The 23186-nt window shown below is 71.5% G+C and carries 25 protein-coding genes; 13 read left to right on the forward strand and 12 right to left on the reverse strand.

The features are described 5' to 3' along the window. Positions 1-60 precede the first annotated feature (60 nt). Entirely contained in the window at positions 61-1227 is a 1167-nt protein-coding gene (locus tag ACZ60E_RS25115; RefSeq protein WP_384798965.1) for a methyltransferase, read from the forward strand. On the opposite strand, the gene ACZ60E_RS25120 is transcribed toward ACZ60E_RS25115, so the two are convergent. After that, positions 1208-1996 carry an AraC family transcriptional regulator gene (locus tag ACZ60E_RS25120; protein WP_469443233.1) on the reverse strand — a complete coding sequence of 263 codons (789 nt, stop codon included), beginning with the start codon at positions 1994-1996 and terminating at the stop codon, positions 1208-1210. The two genes, ACZ60E_RS25115 and ACZ60E_RS25120, sit on opposite strands and share 20 nt — an antisense overlap. Before the next feature lie 70 nt (positions 1997-2066). Here ACZ60E_RS25120 and ACZ60E_RS25125 point away from each other — a divergent pair, with 70 nt between their 5' ends. Both ACZ60E_RS25125 and ACZ60E_RS25130 read left to right on the forward strand, forming a co-directional pair. After that, positions 2067-2909 (forward strand): phytanoyl-CoA dioxygenase family protein, encoded by an 843-nt coding sequence (locus ACZ60E_RS25125; RefSeq protein ID WP_469443235.1) that lies wholly within the window; start codon positions 2067-2069, stop codon positions 2907-2909. Further along, positions 2906-3193, forward strand: a complete 288-nt coding sequence (locus tag ACZ60E_RS25130; protein WP_469443237.1) for a hypothetical protein — start codon at positions 2906-2908, stop codon at positions 3191-3193. Before ACZ60E_RS25125 ends, ACZ60E_RS25130 begins: the two co-directional genes overlap by 4 nt. A gap of 17 nt (positions 3194-3210) precedes the next feature. Here the strand turns inward: ACZ60E_RS25130 and ACZ60E_RS25135 are convergent, their stop codons facing one another. Both ACZ60E_RS25135 and ACZ60E_RS25140 read right to left on the reverse strand, forming a co-directional pair. Next, complete coding sequence (locus ACZ60E_RS25135) at positions 3211-4065, reverse strand: ketose-bisphosphate aldolase (protein WP_469443239.1); 855 nt, start codon at positions 4063-4065, stop codon at positions 3211-3213. Between the two features lie 10 nt (positions 4066-4075). Next, positions 4076-4981 (reverse strand): SIS domain-containing protein, encoded by a 906-nt coding sequence (locus tag ACZ60E_RS25140; RefSeq protein ID WP_469443241.1) that lies wholly within the window; start codon positions 4979-4981, stop codon positions 4076-4078. Between the two features lie 172 nt (positions 4982-5153). Between ACZ60E_RS25140 and ACZ60E_RS25145 the strand changes: the two genes are divergently transcribed. The 3 genes from ACZ60E_RS25145 (at position 5154) to ACZ60E_RS25155 (ending at position 6884) form a co-directional block, all read left to right on the forward strand. Beyond that, positions 5154-5933: a DeoR/GlpR family DNA-binding transcription regulator gene (locus ACZ60E_RS25145; protein ID WP_453793060.1), complete on the forward strand. Its 780-nt coding sequence runs from the start codon at positions 5154-5156 to the stop codon at positions 5931-5933. 83 nt (positions 5934-6016) lie between these two features. Continuing rightward, positions 6017-6577: an NUDIX domain-containing protein gene (locus tag ACZ60E_RS25150; protein WP_469443243.1), complete on the forward strand. Its 561-nt coding sequence runs from the start codon at positions 6017-6019 to the stop codon at positions 6575-6577. 49 nt (positions 6578-6626) lie between these two features. Then, the gene (locus ACZ60E_RS25155) at positions 6627-6884 is read left to right on the forward strand and encodes a hypothetical protein (protein ID WP_469443246.1); all 258 of its coding nucleotides are present in this window, start codon (positions 6627-6629) and stop codon (positions 6882-6884) included. 16 nt (positions 6885-6900) lie between these two features. On the opposite strand, the gene ACZ60E_RS25160 is transcribed toward ACZ60E_RS25155, so the two are convergent. Further along, on the reverse strand, positions 6901-7611 hold the full coding sequence (locus ACZ60E_RS25160; RefSeq protein ID WP_469443539.1) for a response regulator: 711 nt from the start codon (positions 7609-7611) through the stop codon (positions 6901-6903). Between the two features lie 164 nt (positions 7612-7775). Further along, complete coding sequence (locus ACZ60E_RS25165) at positions 7776-9518, reverse strand: sensor histidine kinase (protein WP_384798994.1); 1743 nt, start codon at positions 9516-9518, stop codon at positions 7776-7778. Between the two features lie 296 nt (positions 9519-9814). Between ACZ60E_RS25165 and ACZ60E_RS25170 the strand changes: the two genes are divergently transcribed. From ACZ60E_RS25170 to ACZ60E_RS25185, 4 genes are all read left to right on the forward strand, one after another. Continuing rightward, complete coding sequence (locus ACZ60E_RS25170) at positions 9815-10798, forward strand: Bug family tripartite tricarboxylate transporter substrate binding protein (RefSeq protein WP_469443540.1); 984 nt, start codon at positions 9815-9817, stop codon at positions 10796-10798. After that, the gene (locus ACZ60E_RS25175; protein WP_469443248.1) at positions 10795-11361 is read left to right on the forward strand and encodes a tripartite tricarboxylate transporter TctB family protein; all 567 of its coding nucleotides are present in this window, start codon (positions 10795-10797) and stop codon (positions 11359-11361) included. Before ACZ60E_RS25170 ends, ACZ60E_RS25175 begins: the two co-directional genes overlap by 4 nt. Position 11362: 1 nt before the next feature. Beyond that, a complete protein-coding gene (locus ACZ60E_RS25180) occupies positions 11363-12871 on the forward strand; it encodes a tripartite tricarboxylate transporter permease (protein ID WP_384799000.1) in 1509 nt (502 codons plus the stop codon). Between the two features lie 99 nt (positions 12872-12970). After that, positions 12971-13792, forward strand: a complete 822-nt coding sequence (locus ACZ60E_RS25185) for a DUF2382 domain-containing protein (protein WP_453793056.1) — start codon at positions 12971-12973, stop codon at positions 13790-13792. 136 nt (positions 13793-13928) lie between these two features. Here the strand turns inward: ACZ60E_RS25185 and ACZ60E_RS25190 are convergent, their stop codons facing one another. Next, the gene (locus ACZ60E_RS25190; protein ID WP_469443250.1) at positions 13929-14672 is read right to left on the reverse strand and encodes a carbonic anhydrase; all 744 of its coding nucleotides are present in this window, start codon (positions 14670-14672) and stop codon (positions 13929-13931) included. 45 nt (positions 14673-14717) lie between these two features. After that, positions 14718-14984 carry a hypothetical protein gene (locus ACZ60E_RS25195; RefSeq protein WP_384799008.1) on the reverse strand — a complete coding sequence of 89 codons (267 nt, stop codon included), beginning with the start codon at positions 14982-14984 and terminating at the stop codon, positions 14718-14720. Between the two features lie 167 nt (positions 14985-15151). Between ACZ60E_RS25195 and ACZ60E_RS25200 the strand changes: the two genes are divergently transcribed. Beyond that, positions 15152-16054, forward strand: coding sequence for an NAD(P)-dependent oxidoreductase (locus tag ACZ60E_RS25200; protein ID WP_453793053.1), 903 nt, complete (start codon positions 15152-15154; stop codon positions 16052-16054). A gap of 51 nt (positions 16055-16105) precedes the next feature. On the opposite strand, the gene ACZ60E_RS25205 is transcribed toward ACZ60E_RS25200, so the two are convergent. Next, positions 16106-16519 carry a MarR family winged helix-turn-helix transcriptional regulator gene (locus tag ACZ60E_RS25205; RefSeq protein WP_469443251.1) on the reverse strand — a complete coding sequence of 138 codons (414 nt, stop codon included), beginning with the start codon at positions 16517-16519 and terminating at the stop codon, positions 16106-16108. A 118-nt stretch (positions 16520-16637) separates the two neighbouring features. Between ACZ60E_RS25205 and ACZ60E_RS25210 the strand changes: the two genes are divergently transcribed. Continuing rightward, on the forward strand, positions 16638-16922 hold the full coding sequence (locus ACZ60E_RS25210; RefSeq protein WP_469443252.1) for a DUF6332 family protein: 285 nt from the start codon (positions 16638-16640) through the stop codon (positions 16920-16922). Here ACZ60E_RS25210 and ACZ60E_RS25215 read toward each other — a convergent pair. The 3 genes from ACZ60E_RS25215 to ACZ60E_RS25225 all read right to left on the reverse strand — a co-directional run bounded on the left by ACZ60E_RS25215 (position 16883) and on the right by ACZ60E_RS25225 (position 20255). Then, positions 16883-17548 (reverse strand): response regulator, encoded by a 666-nt coding sequence (locus tag ACZ60E_RS25215; RefSeq protein ID WP_384799021.1) that lies wholly within the window; start codon positions 17546-17548, stop codon positions 16883-16885. The genes ACZ60E_RS25210 and ACZ60E_RS25215 overlap by 40 nt on opposite strands. Continuing rightward, positions 17545-18828, reverse strand: coding sequence for a sensor histidine kinase (locus ACZ60E_RS25220; RefSeq protein WP_469443253.1), 1284 nt, complete (start codon positions 18826-18828; stop codon positions 17545-17547). The genes ACZ60E_RS25215 and ACZ60E_RS25220 overlap by 4 nt, the downstream gene beginning before the upstream one ends. A 212-nt stretch (positions 18829-19040) precedes the next feature. Then, complete coding sequence (locus ACZ60E_RS25225) at positions 19041-20255, reverse strand: geranylgeranyl reductase family protein (RefSeq protein WP_384799419.1); 1215 nt, start codon at positions 20253-20255, stop codon at positions 19041-19043. Between the two features lie 176 nt (positions 20256-20431). Between ACZ60E_RS25225 and ACZ60E_RS25230 the strand changes: the two genes are divergently transcribed. Further along, positions 20432-21787 (forward strand): dipeptidase, encoded by a 1356-nt coding sequence (locus tag ACZ60E_RS25230; protein WP_385835043.1) that lies wholly within the window; start codon positions 20432-20434, stop codon positions 21785-21787. A gap of 190 nt (positions 21788-21977) precedes the next feature. Here ACZ60E_RS25230 and ACZ60E_RS25235 read toward each other — a convergent pair whose 3' ends face one another. Then, entirely contained in the window at positions 21978-23018 is a 1041-nt protein-coding gene (locus ACZ60E_RS25235) for an NUDIX hydrolase (protein ID WP_469443254.1), read from the reverse strand. Positions 23019-23186: the final 168 nt, after the last annotated feature.

The following is a 23186-nucleotide window of genomic DNA, read 5'->3' on the forward strand; positions in this document are numbered from 1 at the left end:
GCCGTACCCTCACGTGGCCGCCGGGCGTCCCTGAGCTGCGCCTCAGTTAGCCTGGACCCAATGACCGACCGTATGACGACCCCCTCGGCCGAGCTGATGCTGGCGCGCTTCCCCGAGGACTCCCGTGACCAGCTCCGTGCGTGGGACGCCTCCGACGAGTACCTGCTGAAGCATCTCGCGGACAGCGGGCAGGCGCTCGACGGCACGGTCGTCGTGGTCGGTGACCGCTGGGGTGCCCTCAGTACGGCCCTCCAGGCGCATGCGCCGGTGCAGATCACCGACTCGTTCCTCACCCGGGAGGCGACCCGCGCCAATCTGGCGCGCAACGGCGCGGACGACGGATCCGTACGCCTTCTCACCACGCAGGACGCGGTGCCCGAGCGTGTCGACGTGCTGCTGGTGCGCGTGCCCAAGAGCCTCGCGCTGCTGGAGGACCAGCTGCTGCGGCTGGCGCCGTCCGTGCACGAGGGGACGGTCGTCGTCGGCACCGGCATGGTCAAGGAGATCCACACCTCGACGCTCAAGCTGTTCGAGCGGATCATCGGACCGACGCGGACGTCGCTGGCCGAGAAGAAGGCCCGGCTGATCTTCTGCACGCCGAACCCCGGGATCGTGCCGTCGGCGAACCCCTGGCCGCTCAGTTACACGCTGCCCGACGGTGTCGGTCCCGTCTCCGGCCGCACGGTCGTCAACGAGGCGGGCGTCTTCTGCGCCGAGCGCCTGGACATCGGCACCAGGTTCTTCCTGCAGCACCTGCCGTACGGGCGGGGGGCCGGGCGTGTCGTGGACCTGGGCTGCGGGAACGGTGTCGTCGGTACCGCGGTGGCACTGGCGCGGCCGGAGTCCGAGGTGCTGTTCGTCGACGAGTCGTACCAGGCGGTGGCCTCGGCGGAGGCGACGTACCGGGTGAACACCGACGACACGGCCGAGCACGGCAAGGCGGAGTTCCGGGTCGACGACGGTCTGAACGGTGTTCCGGAGGACAGCGTGGACCTGGTCCTGACCAACCCGCCCTTCCACTCGCACCAGGCGACGACCGACGCGACGGCGTGGCGGATGTTCGTCGGGGCGCGCCGCGCGCTGCGGCCGGGCGGCGAGCTGTGGGTGGTCGGCAATCGCCATCTGGGCTATCACGTGAAGCTGCGGCGGCTCTTCGGCAACAGCGAACTGGTCGCGAGCGACGCGAAGTTCGTGGTCCTCAAGGCCGTCAAGCAGGCGCAGCAGTAGCAGCGGTCTCGCCGCGCAGGGCGCGCGGTGATCCGCCGAGTTCGCGTCGGCAGGCCTTGTTGAAGGCCTGCAGGTCGGGGATGCCGACCGACGCGGCGACCGCGGGGATGGACAGCGTCGAGGCCCGCAGCAGATGCCGGGCGCGGTCGAGCCTGCGGCGGCGGATGTACGCGACCACGGTGGCGCCGGTCGTGGCGCGGAAGAGCCGGGTCAGGTGGTTGTGCGAGACGCCCGCGGCGCGGGCCACCGTGGGCACGGTGAGCGGGGCGGCGAGGTTGCCCTCGATGTACGCCATGGCGGCGGTGACGGCCGGATGCGGGCCGGGCCGTTCGGCGGCCGGAGCCAGCTGGGCGATACGCCACAGCACGGTCCAGATCTCGGCCCTGGTGCGCTCGGGCTCGCCCGGCGCGGAGGCCACCGCCTGGAGCAACAGGCCTGTCAGCATGGGGAGTTCGGCTCCGGCGTCCTGCAGTACGGGAATGGTCCGCGGTTCGCCGGCGGCGGCGATGCGCAGGTGTACGTACAGGTGTTCCGAGCGGCCCTGGTAGCGGTAGCGGACGGTCGCGCCCGGCGGTACGAGGCTGACCCGGCCGGGGCGGATGAGGTGCGGGGTGCCGTCGACGGTCAGCTCGGCCTCGTACTGGTACAGGTGCAGCTGCCACAGCTCGGGCAGCCGGAAGACGTCCGTGCGGCTCGCGACCCCGTGCACACCGACGCCCGCGTTGGCCACGACGGGCGGCTCACCGAGGTGGATGCTCGTCTCCCGCATGGTGAAAAACTACCAGCGGTGGTGAAACGGACCAACGCGCGCGGCGGCCCCGGCTCCGTACGGTCGGTGTATGACGCATCCCGAGCGCCTCCCGGAAGACCCCGCACACCCTCCTCTGCTGGACTCGGTCCGGATGGCCCGTTTCGTGGCCCACGGCTCGCTGCGGCTGGACGCGGTGGTCCCGGCGGAGCTGAACGCCGAGGCGATCGGCTTCCTCGAACACGGCGTACCCGATGTGCCGTACGGCAGCACGGTGGCGGACGCCTATCCCGAGGGCTCCTTCGTGCGACGGCTGCTCGATGTCCCGGCGGTGGCCGGGGTGCTGCGCGGTCTCGTCGGGCCCGGCCCGCTCGTCGACCATCACGCGGTGCACGTCCGCGAGCCCCACGAGGGGTCGGCCCAGCCGCTGCACGGCGACGCGATCATCGACGTCCGCACGGACGCCTTCGACGTCCAGCTGATGTACTACCCGCAGGACGTCACCCTGGACATGGGCGGCACCCTGAGCGTGCCCGGCAGCCATCTGCGGCGGACGAACGAGTCGGACACCGGCCGCTACCAGAACCTGCTCGGCCAGTCGCGGCTGGTCTGCCCGGCGGGCACCGTGGTGTTTCTGCACCACGGCCTCTGGCACGGCGGGCGGCGCAACGACAGCGACGGCATGCGGTACATGTTCAAGATCCGCTTCAACCCGGCGGTACGGCAGCGCCGGCTGTGGGACACCTCCGACCTCGCCGACCCCCGGGTGGCCGCGGAACTCTCGACGACGTTCCACTGGTACGAGCCCGCCACCGGCCGGCTGGAGCTGTACAACCGCGTGCTGCTGTGGCGCTCACTCACGGGCGACGCGTCCTTCGACCTGGAGCACTGGGTCACCCGTGTCTCCAACCGCCCCCAGGAGGAGGCCGTATGAGCGCCCGTCAGCAGGTGCTGGTCCTCTATCTGGGCACGTCGGCGCTGGACTCCCCGGTGGTCGGCTGGTCGGTGTACGACGGTACGGGCCGCACGTCGCCCACCACCGGGGACAGTGACGAGCCCCCGTACGCGTCGGGCGTGGAGGCGCTGCGGGACGGCTGGCGGCTGTTCCAGGCGGCCCAGTTGATCCCGCCGTACCCGGGTGGCGAGTACGACGTGTCGTTCCTGAAGCACGAGTTCTTCTTCGAGAAACTCGTCGCGGATGGGTCGGCTGGTGGATGAGCGGGCGGGTGGGCAGGTCAGCGGGCGTCCAGTACGCCGATGATCCGGGTCACCGCCTCCGCCATGGCCTCACGGGCCACCACGAGGTACTTGCGTGAGTCCACCGCCTCGGGGTGCGCGGTCAGGAACTCCCTGATCGCGTCCGTCATCGCGATGTTCAGGGCGGTGCCCACGTTCACCTTGGCGATGCCACCGGTGACGGCCGCCCGCAGCTCGGTGTCCGGGACACCGGACGAGCCGTGCAGGACGAGGGGCACGTCGAGGGCGGCGGTGAGTCGCTTGAGGAGGTCGTGGTCGAGGGCGGCGGTGCGGGTGGTCATGGCGTGCGTGCTGCCGACGGCCACGGCCAGGGCGTCCACTCCCGCGTCGGCGACGAAGGAGCGGGCCTCGGCCGGGTCCGTACGGGCCCCCGCCGCGTGGGCGTCCAGGGCGGGCTGCCCCGCCTTGCCGCCGACCTCACCCAACTCGGCCTCGATCCACAGACCTTGGGCATGCGCCCAGTCCGCGGCGGCCCGGGTGGCGGCGAGGTTCTCGGCATAGGGCAGGTGGGCGGCGTCGTACATGACGGAACCGAAACCGGCGTCCGCCGACTGCCGGAGCAGTTCGTCGCTCTGCACGTGGTCGAGGTGCAACGCGACGGGTACGGCGGCCTGTTCGGCCGTGGCGGCGGCGGCGCGGGCCAGCGGGAGCAGCCGTCCGCGGCGGAACTTCACCGCGTTCTCGCTGACTTGGAGGATGACGGGCGCGTTCGCCGCCTCGGCGCCGGCGACGACGGCCTCGACGTGTTCCAGCGTGATGACGTTGAACGCGGCGACGGCGGTTCGCGCGGCTGCCGCCCGGGAGACCAGCTCACCGGCTGCTACGAGGGGCATGGACGGTCCTTCAGGGCGTGACGGGCGTGGTGGCGGGCTCGCCGAGGACGACCGAGCGCGTGAGGTGGCGGGGCTCGTCGGGGTCGAGTCCTCGTGCGGCGGCGACGGCCACCGCGAGACGCTGGGCGCGGACGAGTTCGGCGAGCGGGTCGAGGCCGCCCGCCACCCACAACGCCCCGGTGTCGCGGACCTGCTGGGCCAGCCCTTCGGGCGCGTCGCCCAGCATCCAGGTCGCGGTGCCTGCGGTGGTGACGCTGATCGGGCCGTGCCGGTACTCCATCGCCGGGTACGCCTCGGTCCACGCGAGGGAGGCCTCGCGCATCTTCAGCCCGGCCTCGTTCGCGAGCCCGACGCTCCAGCCGCGCCCCAGGAAGGTGAACTGCGTGCAGTCGACGAGCCCTTCCGGCAGCGGCTCGGCCAGCGCGGTGCGGGCGTCGGCGACCACGGCGTCGGTGTGCAGGCCGAGATGGGCGCGCAGCAGGGTGAGCGCGGTGGTCGCGAACCGCGTCTGCACGACCGACTCCTCGTCGGCGTAGTCGAGTACGACGACGTCATCGGCCGCTTCCATCACGGGAGTCCGCGGATCCGCGGTGATCGCCACCGTGCGGGTGCGCCCCTTCAGCCGGCCGAGCAGGTCGAGCACCTCCGTGGTGGTGCCGGAGCGGGTCAGGGCGACCACCCGGTCGTACGGGCGGCCGTACGGGAACTCGGACGCGGCGAAGGCGTCGGTCTCGCCCTGCCCGGCCTGTTCGCGCAGGGCGGCGACGGCCTGCGCCATGAACCACGAGGTGCCGCAGCCGACCAGCGCGACGCGCTCACCCGGCGCGGGCAGCACGGCCGTGTGCTGCGCGGCCTCCCCGGCGGCCCGCACCCAGCACTCGGGCTGGGACTTCAGTTCGTTCTCGACATGGCTCACGCCGCGGCCTCCCGATGATGAAATGCTTGTTCGTGCAAGATATAGCGAGCTTTCGAGCACAATCAAGCATTCCACGGTGAACGATGTGCGTTAAAGTCGCCGCAAGATCAGAGGACGGTCGGGAACGGCCACTGAAACGATCTCTGTGACGGTCGATGGACGGAGAGTGCGGATGTCGCGCGACGCCCGCTGGCAGGCGCTGCTGGAACTGCTCGTCGAGCGCGGCCGGCTCGATGTCGAGGAGGCGGCGGCCGACCTGGCGGTGTCGGCCGCGACGATCCGGCGCGACTTCGACCAGCTCGCGGAACAGCAGATGCTCGTACGCACCCGGGGCGGCGCGGTCGTGCACGGGGTGTCGTACGAGCTGCCGCTTCGCTACAAGACCGCCCGCCGCGCCTCGGAGAAGCAGCGCATCGCGAAGGCCGTGGCGGATCTCGTGGCCCCCGGCGAGGTGGTGGGCCTGACAGGGGGCACGACCACCACGGAGGTGGCGCGCGCCCTGGCCGTGCACAGCGACCTCGCCACCGGTTCCCCGGCCCTGACCGTCGTCACGAACGCCCTCAACATCGCCGGCGAACTGGTCGTACGCCCCCAGTTCAAGATCGTGCTGACCGGTGGCGTCGCCCGACCGCAGTCGTACGAGCTGGTCGGCCCGCTCGCCGACGGCGTCCTCGGTCAGATCTCCCTCGACGTGGCCGTGCTCGGCGTGGTCGCCTTCGACGTCACCCACGGCGCCGCGGCGACCGACGAGGCGGAGGCCGCGATCAACCGCCTGCTGTGCGAGCGCGCCGAGCGGGTGATCGTCGCCGCCGACTCCAGCAAACTGGGCCAGCGGGCCTTCGCCCGCATCTGCCCGGCGGCCTCGGTGGACACACTGGTCACGGACGCGGCGGTGGACCAGGAAACGGTGGACCGCTTCGAGGAGGCGGGCGTCGGGGTCGTCAGGGTGTGACAGCCAGGGGAGGATGACATCACCGGACGACGGAACGATGAAGACGGAAAGTTGAAGACGGCACGAAGGGGCGGGCATCGGCCATGGACGACGGCGAACACCGAGGACCCTGGCTACGGCACAGCCGCACGCGCTTGCACGCCGCCTCGCATCTGACCGCGTACCGGGACGAGGTCACGCTGCCGGACGGACTGGCGGGGCACTACGACTGGGTGGACGTGGCGGACCAGGTGCGGGTGGCCGCGCTGGTGGACGGATGTCTCCTGGTGGTCGAGCAGTACCACTACCTCAGCGGGCCGATGTGGCAGCTTCCGGGCGGGTCCGTCGAACCCGACGACGAGGACAGCGGTACGGCCGCCCGCCGGGAACTCGCCGAGGAGACCGGCTACTTCGGCGGCGACTGGTCGAAACGGGGTGCGCCGCAGCCCCTGCCCGCGCTGACGCCCGCCCGGGTCCATCTGTGGCGGGCGACAAGGCTCACGCCGGGAACAGCCACCCCGGACCCCTTCGAAACAGACCTGAGGATCCATCACATCCCGCTGGATGAGGCCCTGTCGGCGGTCCGGGACGGCAGGATCGCCTGCGCGGCGAGTGCCGCGCTCGTGCTGGCCGTGGCCCTGGAGGATGACAGCGCACGCCGATAGGGCGGACGGCGGCGGGACGGGTCACGCGCCGTCATCGCGCATCGCACGGGTGGCGGTCGCGATCGTCATCGGGACCGTCGTCATCGGGGCCGTCACAGGCCTGTCGGAAACACTCAAGGTGGGCCGTCCCTCGAAGGCGAGGGCGGGTGGGCACACGGTGGAGTACCTGGCGGTGCCCCTGCTCGACAGGGAGCTGCGTCCCTTCCTGTCCGCCCGGCATCCCCGGCTGCGCGCGTACGCCCTCGGCTTCGCCCGTCTCGCGGGTGTCGAGCACCCCGAGACGGTCCTGGGCGATGTCGTGCCATGACACCCACGAAGTGGACCTAGGTTCGCGCCTCGTCGCCCGGCCGTGCGTCCGGTCGTCGGTCCGGCCGGCGGGCTGTCCGTCCGTGGTCGCGGAAGCGGTAGCGGCGTTCGGGGCGGCCCGCTGCTCCGTAGCGCAGGGTCACCTCGGCGTTGCCGATGGAGTGGAAGTGCTCCAGGTAGCGGCGGGCGCTGACGCGGGAGATGCCGGCCAGGGTCGCGCACTCGGCGGCGGACAGGGTGTTCTGCGCGGTTCTCAGGGTGCGTTCGATCAGCGCGGCCGTCTCCACGCTCAAGCCCTTGGGCAGGGTGGCGGGCGGCGAGGCGGGCGCGGCCGCTCCGGCCAGCACCCGGTCGACGTCGGCCTGGCCGTGCACGACGGTGGCGAGCACCCGGCCGCGCTGGACCGCGTACCGCTCAAGGCGGGCCCGCAGGTCGTCGAACTCGAAGGGTTTGAGCAGGTAGTCGACCACGCCGTGCCGGACGGCGCCACGGACCGCGTCGGTCTCGCGTGCCGCGCTGATGACCATGACGTCGCAGTCGTGTCCCGCGGTACGCAGCCGGGGGATCACGTCGAGCCCGAAGACGTCCGGCAGGTACAGGTCGAGCAGGACGAGGTCGGGGTGCAGTTCGTCGACCGCGCGGGCGGCCTGTTCGCCGGTGCTGGCGACCCCCACGACCCGGAACGGTTCGACGCGGTCGACGAAGGCGCGGTGCACCCGGGCCACCATGAAGTCGTCGTCGACCACGAGTACGTCGATCGAGTCGGATCTGTCGGATCTGTCTGACCGGTCGGACCTGTCGGCTCTCTCGGCCGTGTCAGCCGAGCCGGCCGTGTCAGCCGTGTCGGTCGAGTCGGCCGTCGCGGTCGTATCTGCCCCTCCGGGCGCCCCGTTCATCGTGTCGCTCCTTCCGCCACCGCGTCGGTGAGGTGGCTGACGGTCATGCGTGCGGTGAACATCGCCCCGTCGGGGGTGTTGGTCACCGAGATCTCTCCGCCGTGACGCTCGCAGACCAGCCGGGTCAGCGCCAGGCCGATCCCGCGCTCTCCCTCCTGTGCGGCCTTGGTGGTGAAGCCGTGCGAGAACACCTCGCGGGCGAGTTCGGGAGCGACGCCGGGACCCGAGTCGCGGACCACGATCTCCACACTGGAGGCATCCTGCCGCAGTTCGACCTCGACCCATGCCTCATGGCCGTCGAGTGCCTCGTGGCCGTCCGGTGCCTCACGGCCGTGGGGGGCACGGCCCGTGGCCGCGACGGACGCGGCGTCCACGGCGTTGTCGACGAGGTTGCCGACCACCGTCGCCACATCGGCGGCGTCCTCCGGGGTGAGCCGGTCGAGTGCGGTCGCGTCCGAGATCCGCAGGCTGACCTTCCGTTCGGCGGCCAGGGAGGCCTTCGCCATCAGCAGGGCGGCGACCGCGGTGTCACGGACACGGCGGCTGAGGGTGACGTCCAGCGACTGGCGGCGCTGGTTCAACCCCCGTATGTAGCGCACGACTTCGTCCTGTTCACCGATCTGGATCAGCCCCGAGATGGTGTGCAGCTGGTTGGCGAACTCGTGGGCCTGCGCGCGCAGCAGCTCCGAGGAGCTGCGGAAGGAGCCGATCTCCCTTTCCAGCCGGGCCAGTTCGGTACGGTCCCGCAACGTGGTGACCGAGCCGAGCGGACGGCCGTCCTTGGTGACGGTCATCCGGTTCATCACCAGCACCCGGCCGTGCAGGACGACGACCTCGTCACGTTCACCACCACCGCCGTGGTCACCGAGGTCGCCGCGCCCGCTCCCCGTACCCGCCGCGCCCTTCCGGTCCCCCGCCAGGACGTCCCGCAGCCGTCCCTCGATGCCGAGTTCGGCGAGACTGCGGCCCACGCAGTCCACGGGAAGCGCGAGCAGGCGCCGGGCCATGTCGTTGGCCAGCGTGAGCCGGTGCTGCGGATCCAGGGCGATCACGCCCTCGGCGATCCCGTACAGCATCGCCTCCCGGTGCTCGGCGAGGCCGGCGATCTCGCGGGGTTCCAGGCCGAGGGTCTGCCGTTTGACGCGCCGGGCCAGCAGCCAGGAGCCGATGAGGCCGAGTCCGCTGGCGATGCCCAGATAGGCGAGGAGGTACGAGGACGCCCCACTCAGCCGCTGCCAGGCCGTCGGGTCCGCCTCGCCGATCATCACCGTGCCCAGGGGCTGTCCGAGGTTGTCCTGCGTCGCGCCGAGTACCGGCACCTGGGCCACGAGTTCGCGGCTGCCGGCCAGCGTCAGCGAGCCGGACCAGCCGCGCCCCTCGGCGACCCCCTCGCCGAGGGAGAGCCGGCCACCGACCGCCGTGGGATCGGTGGAGCTGACGATGCGGCCTTCGGCGTCGGCGACCGTCACCGAGGTGACCCCGGACTGGGTCTGTGTGGAGTTCACCAGCGGGGCGAGGGCCTGCTGAGGCGCGGGCTGCACCAGCTGGCTGCGGGTCAGCGGGTTCGCGGCCAGCTGCTCGGCGAGCGCCATGACCCGGCGGCCCTCGACGCGGGTGAAGGTCAGCTCCGACTGTCTGAGGGAGACCGCCGCGACGGCCAGCAGCACCACCACGACGATGCCGAGCTGGAGCACCAGCATCTCGCCCGCGAGGGTCTGGCGACGGAAGGCGGCGACCACTACGGACTCAATCTCTCGTGCTGAACGGCGCTGACACGGCGGTGACACGGCACTGAACGGCTCCGCTGCCGGGTCGCACCATCATGGCCCGCGCCCGCGGCCGGGAAAAGGGAGGAGACCGGGGCTGACACAAAGACCACAACCTCCGTTGGTTCCGGAAGAGAGACAGACTCCCGGCGCACGGGCAATATGTGGCCCACGTCACCCTCCCCCCCATTCCAGGGCGTCCCCGTATCCCCCCGGCTCCAGTACGGGGACGCCCCTCCCCCGCATCTCATGTACAGGTGGTGGAACCCGTGCGCCTGAGCACTCCCCTCGCCCTGTTCGGGGCCGCCGTGCTCGTGTTCGTGGGACCTCCGCTGCTCACGACAGGCAGTGGCGCCGAGACCGGCACGCAGATTCCCGGCCTGCGCTTCATGGTCCCCAACACGCCCGGCGGCGGCTACGACATCACCGCCCGTACGGCCGCGAAGAACGCCGAGGACGCCGAACTCACTCACAACATCGAGGTGTTCAACCTGCCGGGCGCCGGAGGCACCGTCGGGCTGAGCCGGCTGGTGAGCGAGCACGGCAACGGCAAGCTCGCCATGTCGATGGGTCTCGGCGTGGTGGGCGCGGTGCGCTCCAACGACGCGCCGAAGACCCTCGCCGACACCACCCCGATCGCCCGGCTCACCGAGGAGCAGGACGTCGTCGTGGTCTCCAAGGACTCCCCGTACACGTCGGTCGACCAGCTCGTGGACGCCTGGAAGGCGAATCCCGGCAAGCTGCCCGTGGGCGGTGGTTCCTCGCCCGGCGGGCCCGACCATCTCGCGCCGATGCTGATGGCGAAGGCCGCGGGCATCGCCCCGAAGGACGTCAACTACATCCCCTTCGACGGCGGTGGTGAGCTGCTCGCGTCGATCCTCGGCAACAAGGTCGCCTTCGGGGTGTCCGGCGTCGGCGAGTACCTCGACCAGATCAAGGCGGGCGAGCTGCGGGTGCTCGCGGTCACCGGCCCCGAGCGGGTCGGCGAGCTGGACGCGCCCACCCTGAGGGAGTCCGGCTACGACGTGGACTTCACCAACTGGCGCGGCATCGTGGCCCCGCCGGGCCTGTCCGACGCCGAACGCGACAAGCTCGTACGCCTCGTCGAGGAGCTGCACGACTCCCCCGAGTGGCAGAAGTCCCTGGAGACGAACGGCTGGGACGACGCGTTCCTGACCGGTGCGAAGTTCGGCGACTTCCTGGACGCCCAGGACAAGCGCGTGGTGTCGGTGCTGAAGGAGCTGGGACTGTGACGACGCAGACCACCGACGTCCCCGGGACGCCGCCCACCCCGCCGACGCCCCCGCCGCCCGCGGACACGCGCCGCGCCTGGCTGCGGGAGCACTCCGAACTCGGCGTCTGCGTGATGCTGTTGGCGCTCGGCGTACTCGTCCTGACCGACGCGCTCACCATGGACGTCGACATCACCCAGCGCGGCCCCGTCGGACCGAAGACCGTCCCGATCGTCGTCGGCATCGGGCTGCTCGTGATCGCCGCGCTGCTCGCCGTCGACGTGCTGCGCGGCGGTCACGGCGAGGCGGAGGGCGGCGAGGACGTCGACCTGTCCGAACCGGCCGACTGGCGCACGGTGTTGCTGCTCGCCGGGGTGTTCCTCGGCTCGGCCGTCCTCATCGAACCGCTCGGCTTCCCCGTCGCGGGCGCCCTCCTCTTCTGGGGCGCCGCCTTCGCGCTGGGCAGCCGCCGCCTCGACAAGGACCCGCTGATCGCGGCCACCCTCTCCCTCGTCACGTACGCCGTCTTCAACAATCTGCTCGGGGTACCGCTGCCGGGCGGCCCGCTGATGGGAGTGCTGTGACATGGACGCCCTCAACTCCCTGATGGACGGCTTCGGTACGGCCCTCACACCGGTCAATCTGCTGTGGGCCGCCCTCGGTGTGCTGCTCGGCACCGCGATCGGCGTACTGCCCGGCATCGGGCCCGCGATGGCCGTCGCACTGCTGCTGCCGGTGACGTACGGACTCGAACCGATCGGCGCGTTCATCATGTTCGCGGGCATCTACTACGGGGCGATGTTCGGCGGTTCGACCACCTCGATCCTGCTGAACACGCCCGGTGAGAGCGCCGCCGTGGTCGCGGCCATGGAGGGCAACCCGATGGCCAAGGCGGGGCGGGGCGCGCAGGCGCTCGCGGCCGCCGCCATCGGCCACTTCGCGGGCGGTCTGATCGGTACGCTCCTGCTGGTCGCGCTCGCCCCGACGGTCGCGGACCTCGCGGTGGACATCGGCGCGCCGGACTACTTCGCCATCATGGTCCTGGCGTTCATCGCGGTGACGTCGGTGCTGGGCTCGTCGCGGATCAGAGGTCTCGCGTCCCTGCTCATCGGCCTGACCCTCGGCCTCGTCGGCCTGGACCAGATGACCGGCCAGCAGCGGCTCACCTTCGGTTCGCTGCAACTCGCCGACGGCATCGACGTGGTGATCGTGGCGGTCGGCCTGTTCGCGATCGGCGAGGCCCTGTGGGTGGCGGCGCATCTGCGGCGCAGCCCGGGCGAGCCGATCCCGGTGGGCCGGCCCTGGCTGGGCCGCGACGATGTGCGGCGGACCTGGAAGTCCTGGCTGCGCGGGCCGTTGATCGGCTTCCCCTTCGGCGCGATCCCGGCGGGCGGCGCGGAGATCCCCACGTTCCTGTCGTACGCCACGGAGAAGCGCCTGTCGAAGCACAAGGACGACTGGGGCAAGGGCGCGATCGAGGGGGTGGCGGGGCCGGAGTCGGCGGCGTCGGCCTCCGCGGCGGGCACGCTGGTGTCCATGCTGACGCTCGGTCTGCCGACGACGGCGGTCGCGGCCGTGATGCTGGCGGCGTTCCAGCAGTACGGCATCCAGCCGGGCCCGCTCCTCTTCGAGCGCGAGCCGGACCTGGTGTGGGGCCTGATCGCCTCCCTCTTCGTCGGCATGGTCCTCCTGCTCGCCCTCAACCTCCCGCTGGCCCCGGTCTGGGCGAAGCTGCTGCGCATCCCGCGCCCGTATCTGTACGCGGGCATCCTGTTCTTCGCGGCGGTCGGCGCGTACGCGGTCGGCGGCGAGGTCATCGACCTGGTGATCCTGCTGATCATCGGGCTGATCGGCTTCGGCATGCGGCGGTACGGTCTGCCGGTGCTGCCCGCCGTCATCGGCGTCATCCTCGGCCCCAACGCCGAGCAACAGCTCAGGCGCGCCCTGCAGATCAGCGACGGCAGCGTGTCGGGGCTGGTCAACACGCCCTTCTCGGTGACCGTGTACGCGGTGACGGCCCTGCTGCTGATCTGGCCCCTGCTGCGGAAACTCGTCACCCGCGTCCGCGCGAGGCCCGAGCCGGCCGCAAAGTAGTTGCCTTTTCTATAGCTATTGTCCGCTTTTACTATGTTTCATGCCTTCTGTCGCGGTGACCCGGACAGCACACCGGACCAAGAAGGAGGGTGCTGAAGCATGATCACCCAGGAGCAGATACCGGCAGTACTGGAACATCCCGTGTACGACGCCGAGGGCAGCAAGATCGGGGACGCGAGCCACGTCTTCTTCGACGACGCGACCGGCCGTCCGGAATGGGTCAGCATCAAGACCGGCTTCTTCGGCACCAGCGAGTCGTTCGTGCCGATCCGGGAAGCGGTCATGGTCGAGGACCACCTTGAGGTGCCCTACGCCAAGGGCATGGTCAAGGACGCCCCCAACGTCGACGTCGACAGCGGCGGCCATCTGTCCGAGTCGGAGGAGGTCCGGCTGTACGAGCACTACGGCATCGCCTGGGACAACGCGTGGCAGCAGGCGAACCAGCCCGGCGGAGACGGCTGGGCGCACTCCGGCACCGCCGGGACGACCGCGGCAGCCGGCACCACGGCAAGGGACATGGCCACGCCCCAGGACGAGGCGATGACCCGCTCCGAGGAGCACATGCACGTCGGCACCGAGCGGTACGAGGCGGGGCGGGCGCGACTGCGCAAGTACGTGGTGACGGAGGAGGTCCAGCAGACGGTACCCCTGCGCCACGAGGAGGTACGCGTCGTGCGCGAGCCGATCACGGACGCGAACGTGGGCGACGCCCTGTCGGGCGCGGAGATCTCCGAGGCCGAGCACGAGGTCACGCTGCACGCCGAACGCCCGGTCGTGGAGACCGAGACCGTTCCGGTGGAGCGGGTGCGGCTGAGCACCGAGGAAGTCACCGAGGAGGAGACCGTCACGGGCCAGGTCCGCAAGGAACGGATCGCCACCGACGGCATCGAGGACGACGACGAGGGCCGTCCGCGCCGGTAGTGCGTACGCGCCGCGCCGAAGGTCCGCACGCTCGCACCGCCCGCCCGGCCGTGGGTCGGCGATGCCGGTCCGAGTCGCAGGTCCGAGCCCCTGGAAGGGCTCGGACCTGCGGCCGTGTCGGCCGGCGTCATGACATTCAGCCGACGCGGTGCACGAGCTGGGTGGTCAGTTCGTAGCGGGCGCCGACGATCCGCAGCGCCCCCGAGTCCACCTTGGCGGCGAGATCGGGCTCCGCCGCGAGCCGAGAACGGATGAGCCGTATGTTGGCGTCGATCGTCGCGTCGACGCGGGCGTCGCCCTCCTCGGTGCGGTCGATGGCCGGGCTGATCTGGTCGGCCAGGTACTGGATGTGGCGGGGCAGTTCCTCACCCGACTCGTCCGCCTCGACCGTCGCCTTCACGGCGCCGCACGACTGGTGGCCGAGCACCATGAGCAGCGGGATGCCCAGTTCGAGCACCCCGTAGGCGAGGCTGCCGAGCACGGCCTCGTCGAGAACCTGGCCCGCGCTGCGGACGGTCATCAGATCGCCGAGGCCCTGGTCGAAGAGCAGCTCCGGAGGCACCCGGGAGTCAATGCAGCCGAGCAGGAGCGCGAAGGGGTGCTGACCGGCCGTCAGCGCCTGCCGGACGGCGGGAGTCTCGTCGGGGTGCTTCTCACGGAAGGTGCGCCAGCGGCGGTTGCCCGCCGACAGCTCCCGCAGGGCCTCTTCGGCGGTGGTGGGCCGCTTGCGTGCGACGGGGGCCGCGGCGGTCGCCGATCCGGAGCCGACCGTCAGGCCCGCGCCGAGAACCGCGGTCCCGGTGAGGGCGGCACGCAGGAGGGAGCGCCGGGCGGGGGTCGTCGCTTCGGCGGCTATGTGAGGTGCTGGGTCAGAGATCACGGAGGGGAACGTACGTCCGCCCCGTCGCCCCTCTGTTCGGGTTGCTCAATCCTGAGCAGCTGTTGAACCGCTCTTGGCCATTCCGAGAGAAACACTTGCACCAGTCGCTCCCGTGTCGGCCCACGGTGCGCGCCGACGCGTCGAACCGTACGCACGGCGCCAACTACTGACCGCGTACCAGCCGACGGACCAGCTCAGGAGCATGTTGCCGATCAGGGTCTCCCTGTCGTCACTGCGGGTCGCGTTGTAGAGGCCGGTCCCGGTGACGTAGGTGAGCAGGGTCGCCAGGACCATCCAGAGTGCGGTTCTCAAGTGCGGCCCCCAGGACGATGCGGAAACCGCCAACGTAACTACGTCCCGCGAGCCCCGGGAGCCGCTGACTCCTGTTGGTGAGTTACTGATCAGAGCTGACCGTTAAGGGCCAGGATGGTCGGCAGAGTGGGTATCCCCCGCACGGAACCAATAGGGAAGTTGATGTCATGACCGACAAGCTCACCGTCAGTGTCCTGGGCACCGGGATCATGGGGGCCGCGATGGCCCGTAACCTCGCGCGGGCCGGGCACGGCGTCCGGGCCTGGAACCGCAGCCGGGACAAGGCCGAACCGCTCGCCGCCGACGGTGCGTACATCGCCGGGACGCCCGCCGAGGCCGTGGAGGGCGCCGATGTCGTGCTGACCATGCTGTACGACGGTCCCGCCGCGCTCGACGTGATGCGGCAGGCCTCGCCCGCCCTGCGCGCGGGCACGTCGTGGATCCAGTCGACGACCGCGGGCATCGACGGCGTCGGCCAACTGGCCGAGTTCGCCCGGGAGAAGGGCCTCGTCTTCTACGACGCGCCCGTGCTCGGCACCCGACAGCCCGCCGAGGCGGGGCAGTTGCTCGTGCTGGCCGCCGGTCCGAGCGACGGCCGGGACACCGTGGCACCGGTCTTCGACGCGGTCGGCGCCCGTACGGTGTGGACCGGCGAGGACGGGGCCGCGGGCAGCGCCACCCGTCTCAAGCTCGTCGCCAACAGCTGGGTCATCGCCGCCACCAGCGCGACCGGCGAGACCCTCGCCCTGGCCAAGGCGCTGGGCGTGGAACCGCAGAGCTTCTTCGACGCCATCGCCGGCGGCCCGCTCGACATGGGGTATCTGCACGCCAAGAGCGCCCTCATCCTGGAGGACCGGCTGTCGCCCGCCGCGTTCGCCGTGTCCACCGCGGGCAAGGACGCCCGGCTCATCGTCGAGGCCGGTGAGCAGCACGGGGTCCGCCTGGACGTCGCGGCGGCGAGCGCCGAACGCTTCGAGCGGGCCGCCGCGCAGGGTCACGCCGACAAGGACATGGCCGCGGCCTACTTCGCGAGCTTCGACGAGGGTTCCGGGGACTCGACCACCCGGTAGGAGCACCCGGTAGAGGCACCCCGGCAGGGCCACGCCTCCGGCGGGCGCCGGTCAGTCCCGCGAGTCAGACCCGCCCGCCAACATCCGCCCCAGCACGGACCGTTGGAGCGGCAGCACCTCACGGTGCAGGGTGCGCCCCTTCACCGTGAGGGACACGCGGACGCCCCGCCGGTCCTCGGGGCACATGCAGCGCTCCACGAGGCCGTCCTTCTCCAGGCGGCCGATCAGCCGGGACAGGGCGCTCTGGCTCAGATGCACCCGCTCGGCGATCTCCTGGACGCGGTACGCGTTCCCGCCGTCCGCCGACGCGCCCGCGGCCAGTACGTCGAGCACCTCGAAGTCGCTGGCGCCCAGGCCGTGTCGGTGCAGTGCGCGGTCGAGTTCGCACAGTGTGCGCGCGTGCACCGCGAGGATGTCGCGCCATCGGTCCACGAGCACCTGCTCGGCCTTCTCCCCAGCCGCCATGGCCGCACCTTAGCAAGGACCTGTTCTGTCGCATCGGCATGAAATGCAGCCGCATCGGGTGCACGCGCGTGTGCGGGCCTCCTTGCCCCGCCGGACCCCCAGCTGTGACACTCCCCGTATGGGACACAGCGGGGGGCAACGGACGCAGTCCGAACGGGACGCGATCACCGTGGAGATCGGATACGCCCTGGCCAGCGCCGTGTTCGCCGCGGCCGTACTGTTCGGGGTCCTGGCCGGCCCCGCCCTGCTCTTCCAGCTGCCGACGACGGTCGAGAAGGTCCTCCTCGTCGCCGGGACGGGCCTCGCGGCCGTGCTCTTCCTCCTACGGGTGATCTCGGTGCTGATGCGCTTCCGGCAGGGCCCTCAGCCCAGCCAGCCCGGCCGGACCAGCCCCGACTCGTAGGCCAGCACGACCAGCTGGGCCCGGTCGCGGGCACCCAGCTTGACCATGGTGCGGCTGACATGGGTCTTGGCCGTCAGCGGGCTCACCACCAGGCGCCGCGCGATCTCGTCGTTCGACAGTCCGATGCCGACCAACGCCATCACCTCCCGCTCCCGCTCGGTGAGTTCGACGAGCGCGTCCGCCGCGGCCGGCTCCTTCGAACGCGCCGCGAACTCGGCGATGAGCCGGCGCGTCACCCCCGGCGAGAGGAGCGCGTCGCCCTCGACCACCGCCCGGACGGCCCGCAGCAGTTCCTCCGGTTCGGTGTCCTTGACGAGGAAGCCGGACGCCCCGGAACGGATCGCCTCGAAGACGTACTCGTCGAGCTCGAAGGTGGTGAGCATGACGATCCTGACGTCCGCCAGGTCCGGCGCGTCGGTGATACGACGCGTCGCGACGAGGCCGTCGAGCACCGGCATACGGATGTCCATCAGGACGACGTCGGGCCGCAGCTGACGTACGGCCCGCAGTGCCTGTGCCCCGTCCGCGGCCTCTCCGGCCACCTCGATGTCCGGCTGGGCGTCCAGCAGCGCCTTGAATCCCGCGCGGACCAAAGACTGGTCGTCGGCGAGCAGTACGCGGATCACCGGTCCTCCTCGGGGATGCGGGACTTCTTCAACGGCAGCACGGCGAGCACGCGGAACCCTCCGTCCTCCCGGGGTCCGGCCTCGATCGTGCCACCCAGCGCCGCCGCGCGCTCCCGCATTCCGGCCAGTCCGTTGCCGCTGCCGCCCGCTTCCTCGCCGGTCGCCGGACCGTCGTCGTCGATACGGAGCCGCAGGGCGTCGCCCGTCCGATCGACCCGCACGCGCGCGTGCCGTGACCCGGAATGCCGTACGACGTTGGTCAACGCCTCCTGGACGATGCGGAAGGCCGCGAGATCGGCGCCCGGCGGGAGCTTCCCGGTCCCGTTCCCGGTCTCGACGGCGACGGTCAGACCGGCGCTCGCGGCCTGTTCCACCAGTTCGGGGAGCCGGTCGAGGCCGGGCGCCGGAGCGCGGGGCGCGTCCCCGGGCGTGCGGAGCGTGTCGAGCACCTGGCGCACCTCCCCCAGCGCCTCCTTGCTCGCGGCCTTGATGGTGGTGAGCGCGGTACGTGCCTGTTCCGGGTCGGAGTCGAGGAGCGCGAGGCCGACTCCCGCCTGGACGTTGATGACCGAGATGCTGTGGGCCAGGACGTCGTGCAGTTCGCGGGCGATGCGCAGCCGTTCCTCGTCGGCCCGCCGCCTGGCCGCCTGGCGGCGTTCCGCCCGGTCGCGGTCCCACTGCTCCCGGCGGACACGGGCCAGCTCGGAGACCGCGAGGATCGCCGCGAACCAGGCGGCGATGGCGATCTCCTCGCCCCACGAGGAGGCCGGGTCGCCGTCCGGCGGCAGCCATCGGTAGAGCCAGTGACCCACCAGGAGATGGACCGTCCACAGGGTGCCGAGCACGGCCCGGACGAGCCGGCGGTGCCCGGCGAGGACCGCGCTGAAGCAGGCGAGCGCGACCGTGAGGAAGACCGGTCCGTACGGGTATCCCGCGCTGAAGTAGACGAGCGCCGTGGCCGCGGTGCCGCACAGCACCGCCACCGGGTACCGCTGCCGCCACAGGAGCAGCAGAGCGCCGCCGAGCAGCAGGGCCCGCGCGAGGGCGTCGAGCGGTTCCCGCTCGGGCTGCGCCCCGGCGGCGAAGGTGCTGCCGACCATGACGAAGACGGTGAGGAGCAGCGTCGAACGCCACGGCCACCGGGGGTGGCCGCCGCTCTCTTCCTCCTCCCCGCGGTGGTTCCACCACGGGGGCCCGTGCCACCGGCTCCCCGGTGGACCGCCCCTGGCCCAGGGGGGTCCGCCGCACCGGCGTGTGCGCTGCTCTTCCATGCCCGCCACGCTAGACGCCACGGCCCGCCGGGGCGTCCGACGAGCGTGGTGATCACACGTACTCCCGGCGGAGTACGCGCCCGGGGCCGCCGCCGACGGTCGGTGCCCGCCGGTCGGCGGCAGACCGTCCGAGTCGGCGGCCGACCGCCCGAGTCAGCGGTCGGCCGTCGGCCGTCGGCCGTCGGAGTCAACAGTCGGCCGTCGTGGTCAGCGGTCGGCAGTCAGCGGTCGATCCTGCTCAGGGCCCGCTCCGCCATCGGGTGCGAACGCACCATGTCGCCCAGCGAGGTGGAGCCGCGGGTGATCCCCGCGAACGCCTTCCACGCGGGCCGGAAGCCGGTGAGCGCGGCATGGAACACTCCCGGCCGGCGCTCGAAGATCTGGAGCATGCGCCTGCCGATGCTCATCTCCACGCCCAGCCCCGCCTTGATCGCGAAGGCGTAGTTCAGCGCCTGCCGCCGCGTGTCCACGGCGTCGTGGGCCTCGGCGATCCGCACCGCCCACTCCCCCGCGAGCCGCCCCGAACGCAGCGCGAAGGAGATGCCCTCGCGGGTCCACGGCTCCAGCAGTCCGGCCGCGTCCCCGCACACCAGCACCCGGCCCCGTGACAGCGGCGAGTCGTCGGCGCGGCAGCGGGTCAGGTGCCCGGACGAGATGCTGGGCTCGAAGCCCGCGAGGCCCAGCCGGGCGATGAAGTCCTCCAGGTACCGCTTGGTCGCGGCTCCTTCGCCCCGCGCCGAGATGACCCCGACGGTGAGGGTGTCACCCTTGGGGAACACCCACCCGTAACTGCCGGGCAGCGGGCCCCAGTCGATGAGGACGCGGCCCTTCCAGTCCTCCGCGACCGTCTCCGGAACCGGGATCTCCGCCTCCAGGCCGAGGTCGACCTGGTCGAGCTTCACCCCGACGTGTGCTCCTATCCGGCTGGCGCTGCCGTCCGCGCCGACCACCGACCGCGCCAGCAGCGTCTCGCCGTCCTGGAGGACGACGGCGACCGAGCGCCGGTCGGGGACCGCCGAGCCGTGCTGCTCCACCCGGGAGACCGTGGCCCCCGTACGCAGTTCGGCGCCCGCCTTCTGCGCGTGCTCGACGAGCTGCTGGTCGAACTCCGGCCGGTTGATGAGCCCGAAGAGCATCTGCTTGGAGCGGCGCGTGCGCGCGAACTTGCCCTCGAGCGAGAACGTGACCGCATGGATCCGGTCCCGGAACGGCAACTCGAAACCGGGCGGCAGCGCGTCACGGCTCGGTCCGATGATGCCGCCGCCGCATGTCTTGTAGCGGGGCAACTCCGCTTTCTCCAGCAACAGGACGCGGCGCCCCGCGACCGCCGCCGCATAGGCGGCCGAGGCGCCTGCCGGTCCCGCCCCGACCACGACGACGTCCCACACCTGCTGCCCGTCGTCCTGTCCGTCGTCCGAAGAGTTCTCGCTGCTCACGATGGTCTGCTGCTCCGATCCCGCCGCCTGCCGCACCTACTCCACGCATCCTACGGCGGCGTCCGGCGAAGACCGCTGTGGGAGGATCGGCAGCGTATGCAGCGCGCACACCCGTTCGCGCGCTCATCCGCAGCCGTACCCACTCGTACAACGTCGCACCCACGAGGAGCGTGCCCATGTCGTCGAATCCGGTCGCCGAGACCGTCGTCTCCCTGATGCCCAGGGCGAAGACGGAGCTGACCGAGTTGGTGGCCTTCAAATCGGTGGCGGACTTCGACCAGTTCCCGCGCAGCGAGAGCGAGGGCGCCGCGAACTGGGTCGCCGACGCGCTGCGCGCCGAGGGTTTCCAGGACGTCGCCCTGCTCGACACCCCTGACGGCACCCAGTCGGTGTACGGCTTCCTGCCGGGCCCCGAGGGCTCGAAGACCGTCCTGCTGTACGCGCACTACGACGTGCAGCCGCCCCTCGACGAGGCCGGCTGGCAGACGCCGCCCTTCGAGCTGACCGAGCGGGACGGCCGCTGGTACGGGCGCGGGGCCGCCGACTGCAAGGGCGGCCTGATCATGCACCTGCTGGCGCTGCGCGCGCTCAAGGCGAACGGCGGCGTCCCGGTCGGCGTCAAGGTCATCGCCGAGGGCTCGGAGGAGCAGGGCACCGGCGGTCTGGAGCGGTACGCCGAGGAACACCCGGAGCTGCTGACGGCCGACGCGATCGTCATCGGCGACTCCGGGAACTTCCGGGTCGGCGTGCCGACGGTCACCACCGCGCTGCGCGGCATGACGCTCGTCCGCGTCCAGGTCGACACCCTCGAAGGCAATCTGCACTCCGGCCAGTTCGGCGGCGCGGCCCCCGACGCGCTGAGCGCGCTGATCCGCGCGCTCGACTCGCTGCGCGCCGAGGACGGCTCGACCACGGTCGACGGGCTCGCGGGCTCCTCGTCGTGGGAGGGCCTGCAGTACGACGAGGCGCAGTTCCGCAAGGACGCAAAGGTGCTCGACGGCGTGCGGCTGATCGGCTCGGGCACGGTCGCCGACCGTATCTGGGCGCGGCCCGCCGTGACCGTGCTCGGCATCGACGCCCCGCCGGTGGTCGGCGCCACCCCGTCCGTGCAGGCCGGTGCCCGCGCGCTGGTCAGCCTGCGGGTGCCGCCGGGCGTGGACGCCGTCGAGGCGACCAAGCTGCTCCAGGCCCATCTGGAGGCGCACACGCCGTGGGGAGCGCGGGTGGGCACCGAGCAGATCGGGCAGGGCCAGGCGTTCCGTGCCGACACCACGAGCCCGGCGTACGCGGCGATGGCCGAGGCGATGAGTGTCGCGTACGACGGGGCGGAGATGCAGTACGCGGGGCAGGGCGGGTCCATTCCGCTGTGCAACACCCTCGCGTCGCTGTACCCGCAGGCGGAGATCCTGCTGATCGGGCTCAGCGAGCCGGAGGCGCAGATTCACGCCGTGAACGAGAGCGTGTCGCCCGAGGAGCTGGAGCGGCTGGCTGTGGCCGAGGCGTTGTTCCTCCGGAATTACGCGGCGGGGTGAAGCCGGGGCACGCCTCTGTATCGGGCGTGCCCCAAGCTCCTGGGGGCTGCGCCCCCAGACCCCCCTTCGGCCTCAACGGCCTCGTCCTCAAACGCCGGACGGGCTGAAGGACAAGCGGCCGTCGGCCTGAAAAGCGCGGACCGCACGGGCTGAAAGACATACGCCGGTCGGCCTCGAAGATGAGCGTCAGTTAGCCCTGGGGTACCCCTGCCTCCAGGTACAGGGCGGCCCCCCGCTCCCTCGCCCGGAGGGCCCAGCGCAGGCGCTCGTAGCGGATGGGGGGCATGAGTGTGGCGGCTTCCTCCTCCGTGACGAAGCGCCAGTCGCGCAGTTCGGGGCCCGGCAGCACCAGTTGCCGGGCCTCGCCGCCGCCCAGCCGGCCGCCGTCGTAGAGGAGGCGCAGGCCGCCGTAACCGGGGGGCTCCGGGGGTTCCCAGTCGACGACCAGGAGACGGGGGACGTCCGTCAGCCGGATGCCGGTCTCCTCGGCGACCTCGCGGATGCCCGCGCGCGCGGGTGCCTCACCGGATTCGACGACGCCGCCGGGGAACTCCCAGCCGGCCTTGTACGTCGGGTCGACGAGCAGCACCCGGTCCAGTTCGTCGAAGAGGAGCACCCCCGCCGCGACGGTCTCCGAGGTGGGTTCGGGGGTCTGCACGATGTCGCAGACCGGCACGGATCCGCTGTTCACGGCTTCGGCGACGCGCACGGCGGACTCGTACGGGGTGAGGGTGCCGTTGTCGACGGGGTGGGCGTCCGCGGTGAGCCAGCCGGCCAGGGCGGCGCGGTAGGGCTCGATCTGGTCGTACGACCACTGGCGCACCCGTATCTCCCCGTCGGGGAGGTCCGGCGGGACCTCCCGGCCGGCTATTCGTTCGCGCAGGATCGTTTCCGCCGGGGCGAGAAGCACATGGCGTACCGCGATCCTGCGGGACGCGAGGCCGCCGAAGATCTCGTCGCGGTAGTCCTGGCGGAGCAGTGTCATGGGGACCACGAGCACGCCCCCGAGTTCGGAGAGCATCGCTGCCGCCGTGTCGACCACGAGCCGCCGCCAGATCGGCAGGTCCTGGAAGTCGCCGACCTCGGCGAGGCGCTTGGCGGGCAGCAGTTGCGCCAGCCCGGTGCCGATCAGCTCGGGGTCGAAGAGTGTGCTGTTCGGGATCAGGTCGATCAGTTCCCGTGCGGTGGTGGTCTTCCCCGCACCGAACGCACCGTTGATCCATACGATCATTCATACTCCAGCGCAGGAGGGCCGCTGAACAGCGGCGGAGCGGGCGAAACCGGATCATCTGGGAGCGGTATGGAAAAATTCGGTGTCCATAATCCCGCACCCACTACCTCTTTCTCCCATACGCCCTGAAGATACGCCCCGATCCGCTCCCCCATCGAGACCGTCACC

This window comes from Streptomyces sp. NPDC102514 (assembly GCF_055584525.1).

Coding starts and splice junctions, on each gene's coding strand:
- ACZ60E_RS25115 (WP_384798965.1), top strand. CDS start 61: ATGACCGACCGTATGACGACCCCCTCGGCCGAGCTGATGCTGGCGCGC.
- ACZ60E_RS25120 (WP_469443233.1), bottom strand. CDS start 1,996: ATGCGGGAGACGAGCATCCACCTCGGTGAGCCGCCCGTCGTGGCCAAC.
- ACZ60E_RS25125 (WP_469443235.1), top strand. CDS start 2,067: ATGACGCATCCCGAGCGCCTCCCGGAAGACCCCGCACACCCTCCTCTG.
- ACZ60E_RS25130 (WP_469443237.1), top strand. CDS start 2,906: ATGAGCGCCCGTCAGCAGGTGCTGGTCCTCTATCTGGGCACGTCGGCG.
- ACZ60E_RS25135 (WP_469443239.1), bottom strand. CDS start 4,065: ATGCCCCTCGTAGCAGCCGGTGAGCTGGTCTCCCGGGCGGCAGCCGCG.
- ACZ60E_RS25145 (WP_453793060.1), top strand. CDS start 5,154: ATGTCGCGCGACGCCCGCTGGCAGGCGCTGCTGGAACTGCTCGTCGAG.
- ACZ60E_RS25150 (WP_469443243.1), top strand. CDS start 6,017: ATGGACGACGGCGAACACCGAGGACCCTGGCTACGGCACAGCCGCACG.
- ACZ60E_RS25160 (WP_469443539.1), bottom strand. CDS start 7,611: ATGGTGGCCCGGGTGCACCGCGCCTTCGTCGACCGCGTCGAACCGTTC.
- ACZ60E_RS25180 (WP_384799000.1), top strand. CDS start 11,363: ATGGACGCCCTCAACTCCCTGATGGACGGCTTCGGTACGGCCCTCACA.
- ACZ60E_RS25185 (WP_453793056.1), top strand. CDS start 12,971: ATGATCACCCAGGAGCAGATACCGGCAGTACTGGAACATCCCGTGTAC.
- ACZ60E_RS25200 (WP_453793053.1), top strand. CDS start 15,152: ATGACCGACAAGCTCACCGTCAGTGTCCTGGGCACCGGGATCATGGGG.
- ACZ60E_RS25205 (WP_469443251.1), bottom strand. CDS start 16,519: ATGGCGGCTGGGGAGAAGGCCGAGCAGGTGCTCGTGGACCGATGGCGC.
- ACZ60E_RS25210 (WP_469443252.1), top strand. CDS start 16,638: ATGGGACACAGCGGGGGGCAACGGACGCAGTCCGAACGGGACGCGATC.
- ACZ60E_RS25230 (WP_385835043.1), top strand. CDS start 20,432: ATGTCGTCGAATCCGGTCGCCGAGACCGTCGTCTCCCTGATGCCCAGG.
- ACZ60E_RS25235 (WP_469443254.1), bottom strand. CDS start 23,018: ATGATCGTATGGATCAACGGTGCGTTCGGTGCGGGGAAGACCACCACC.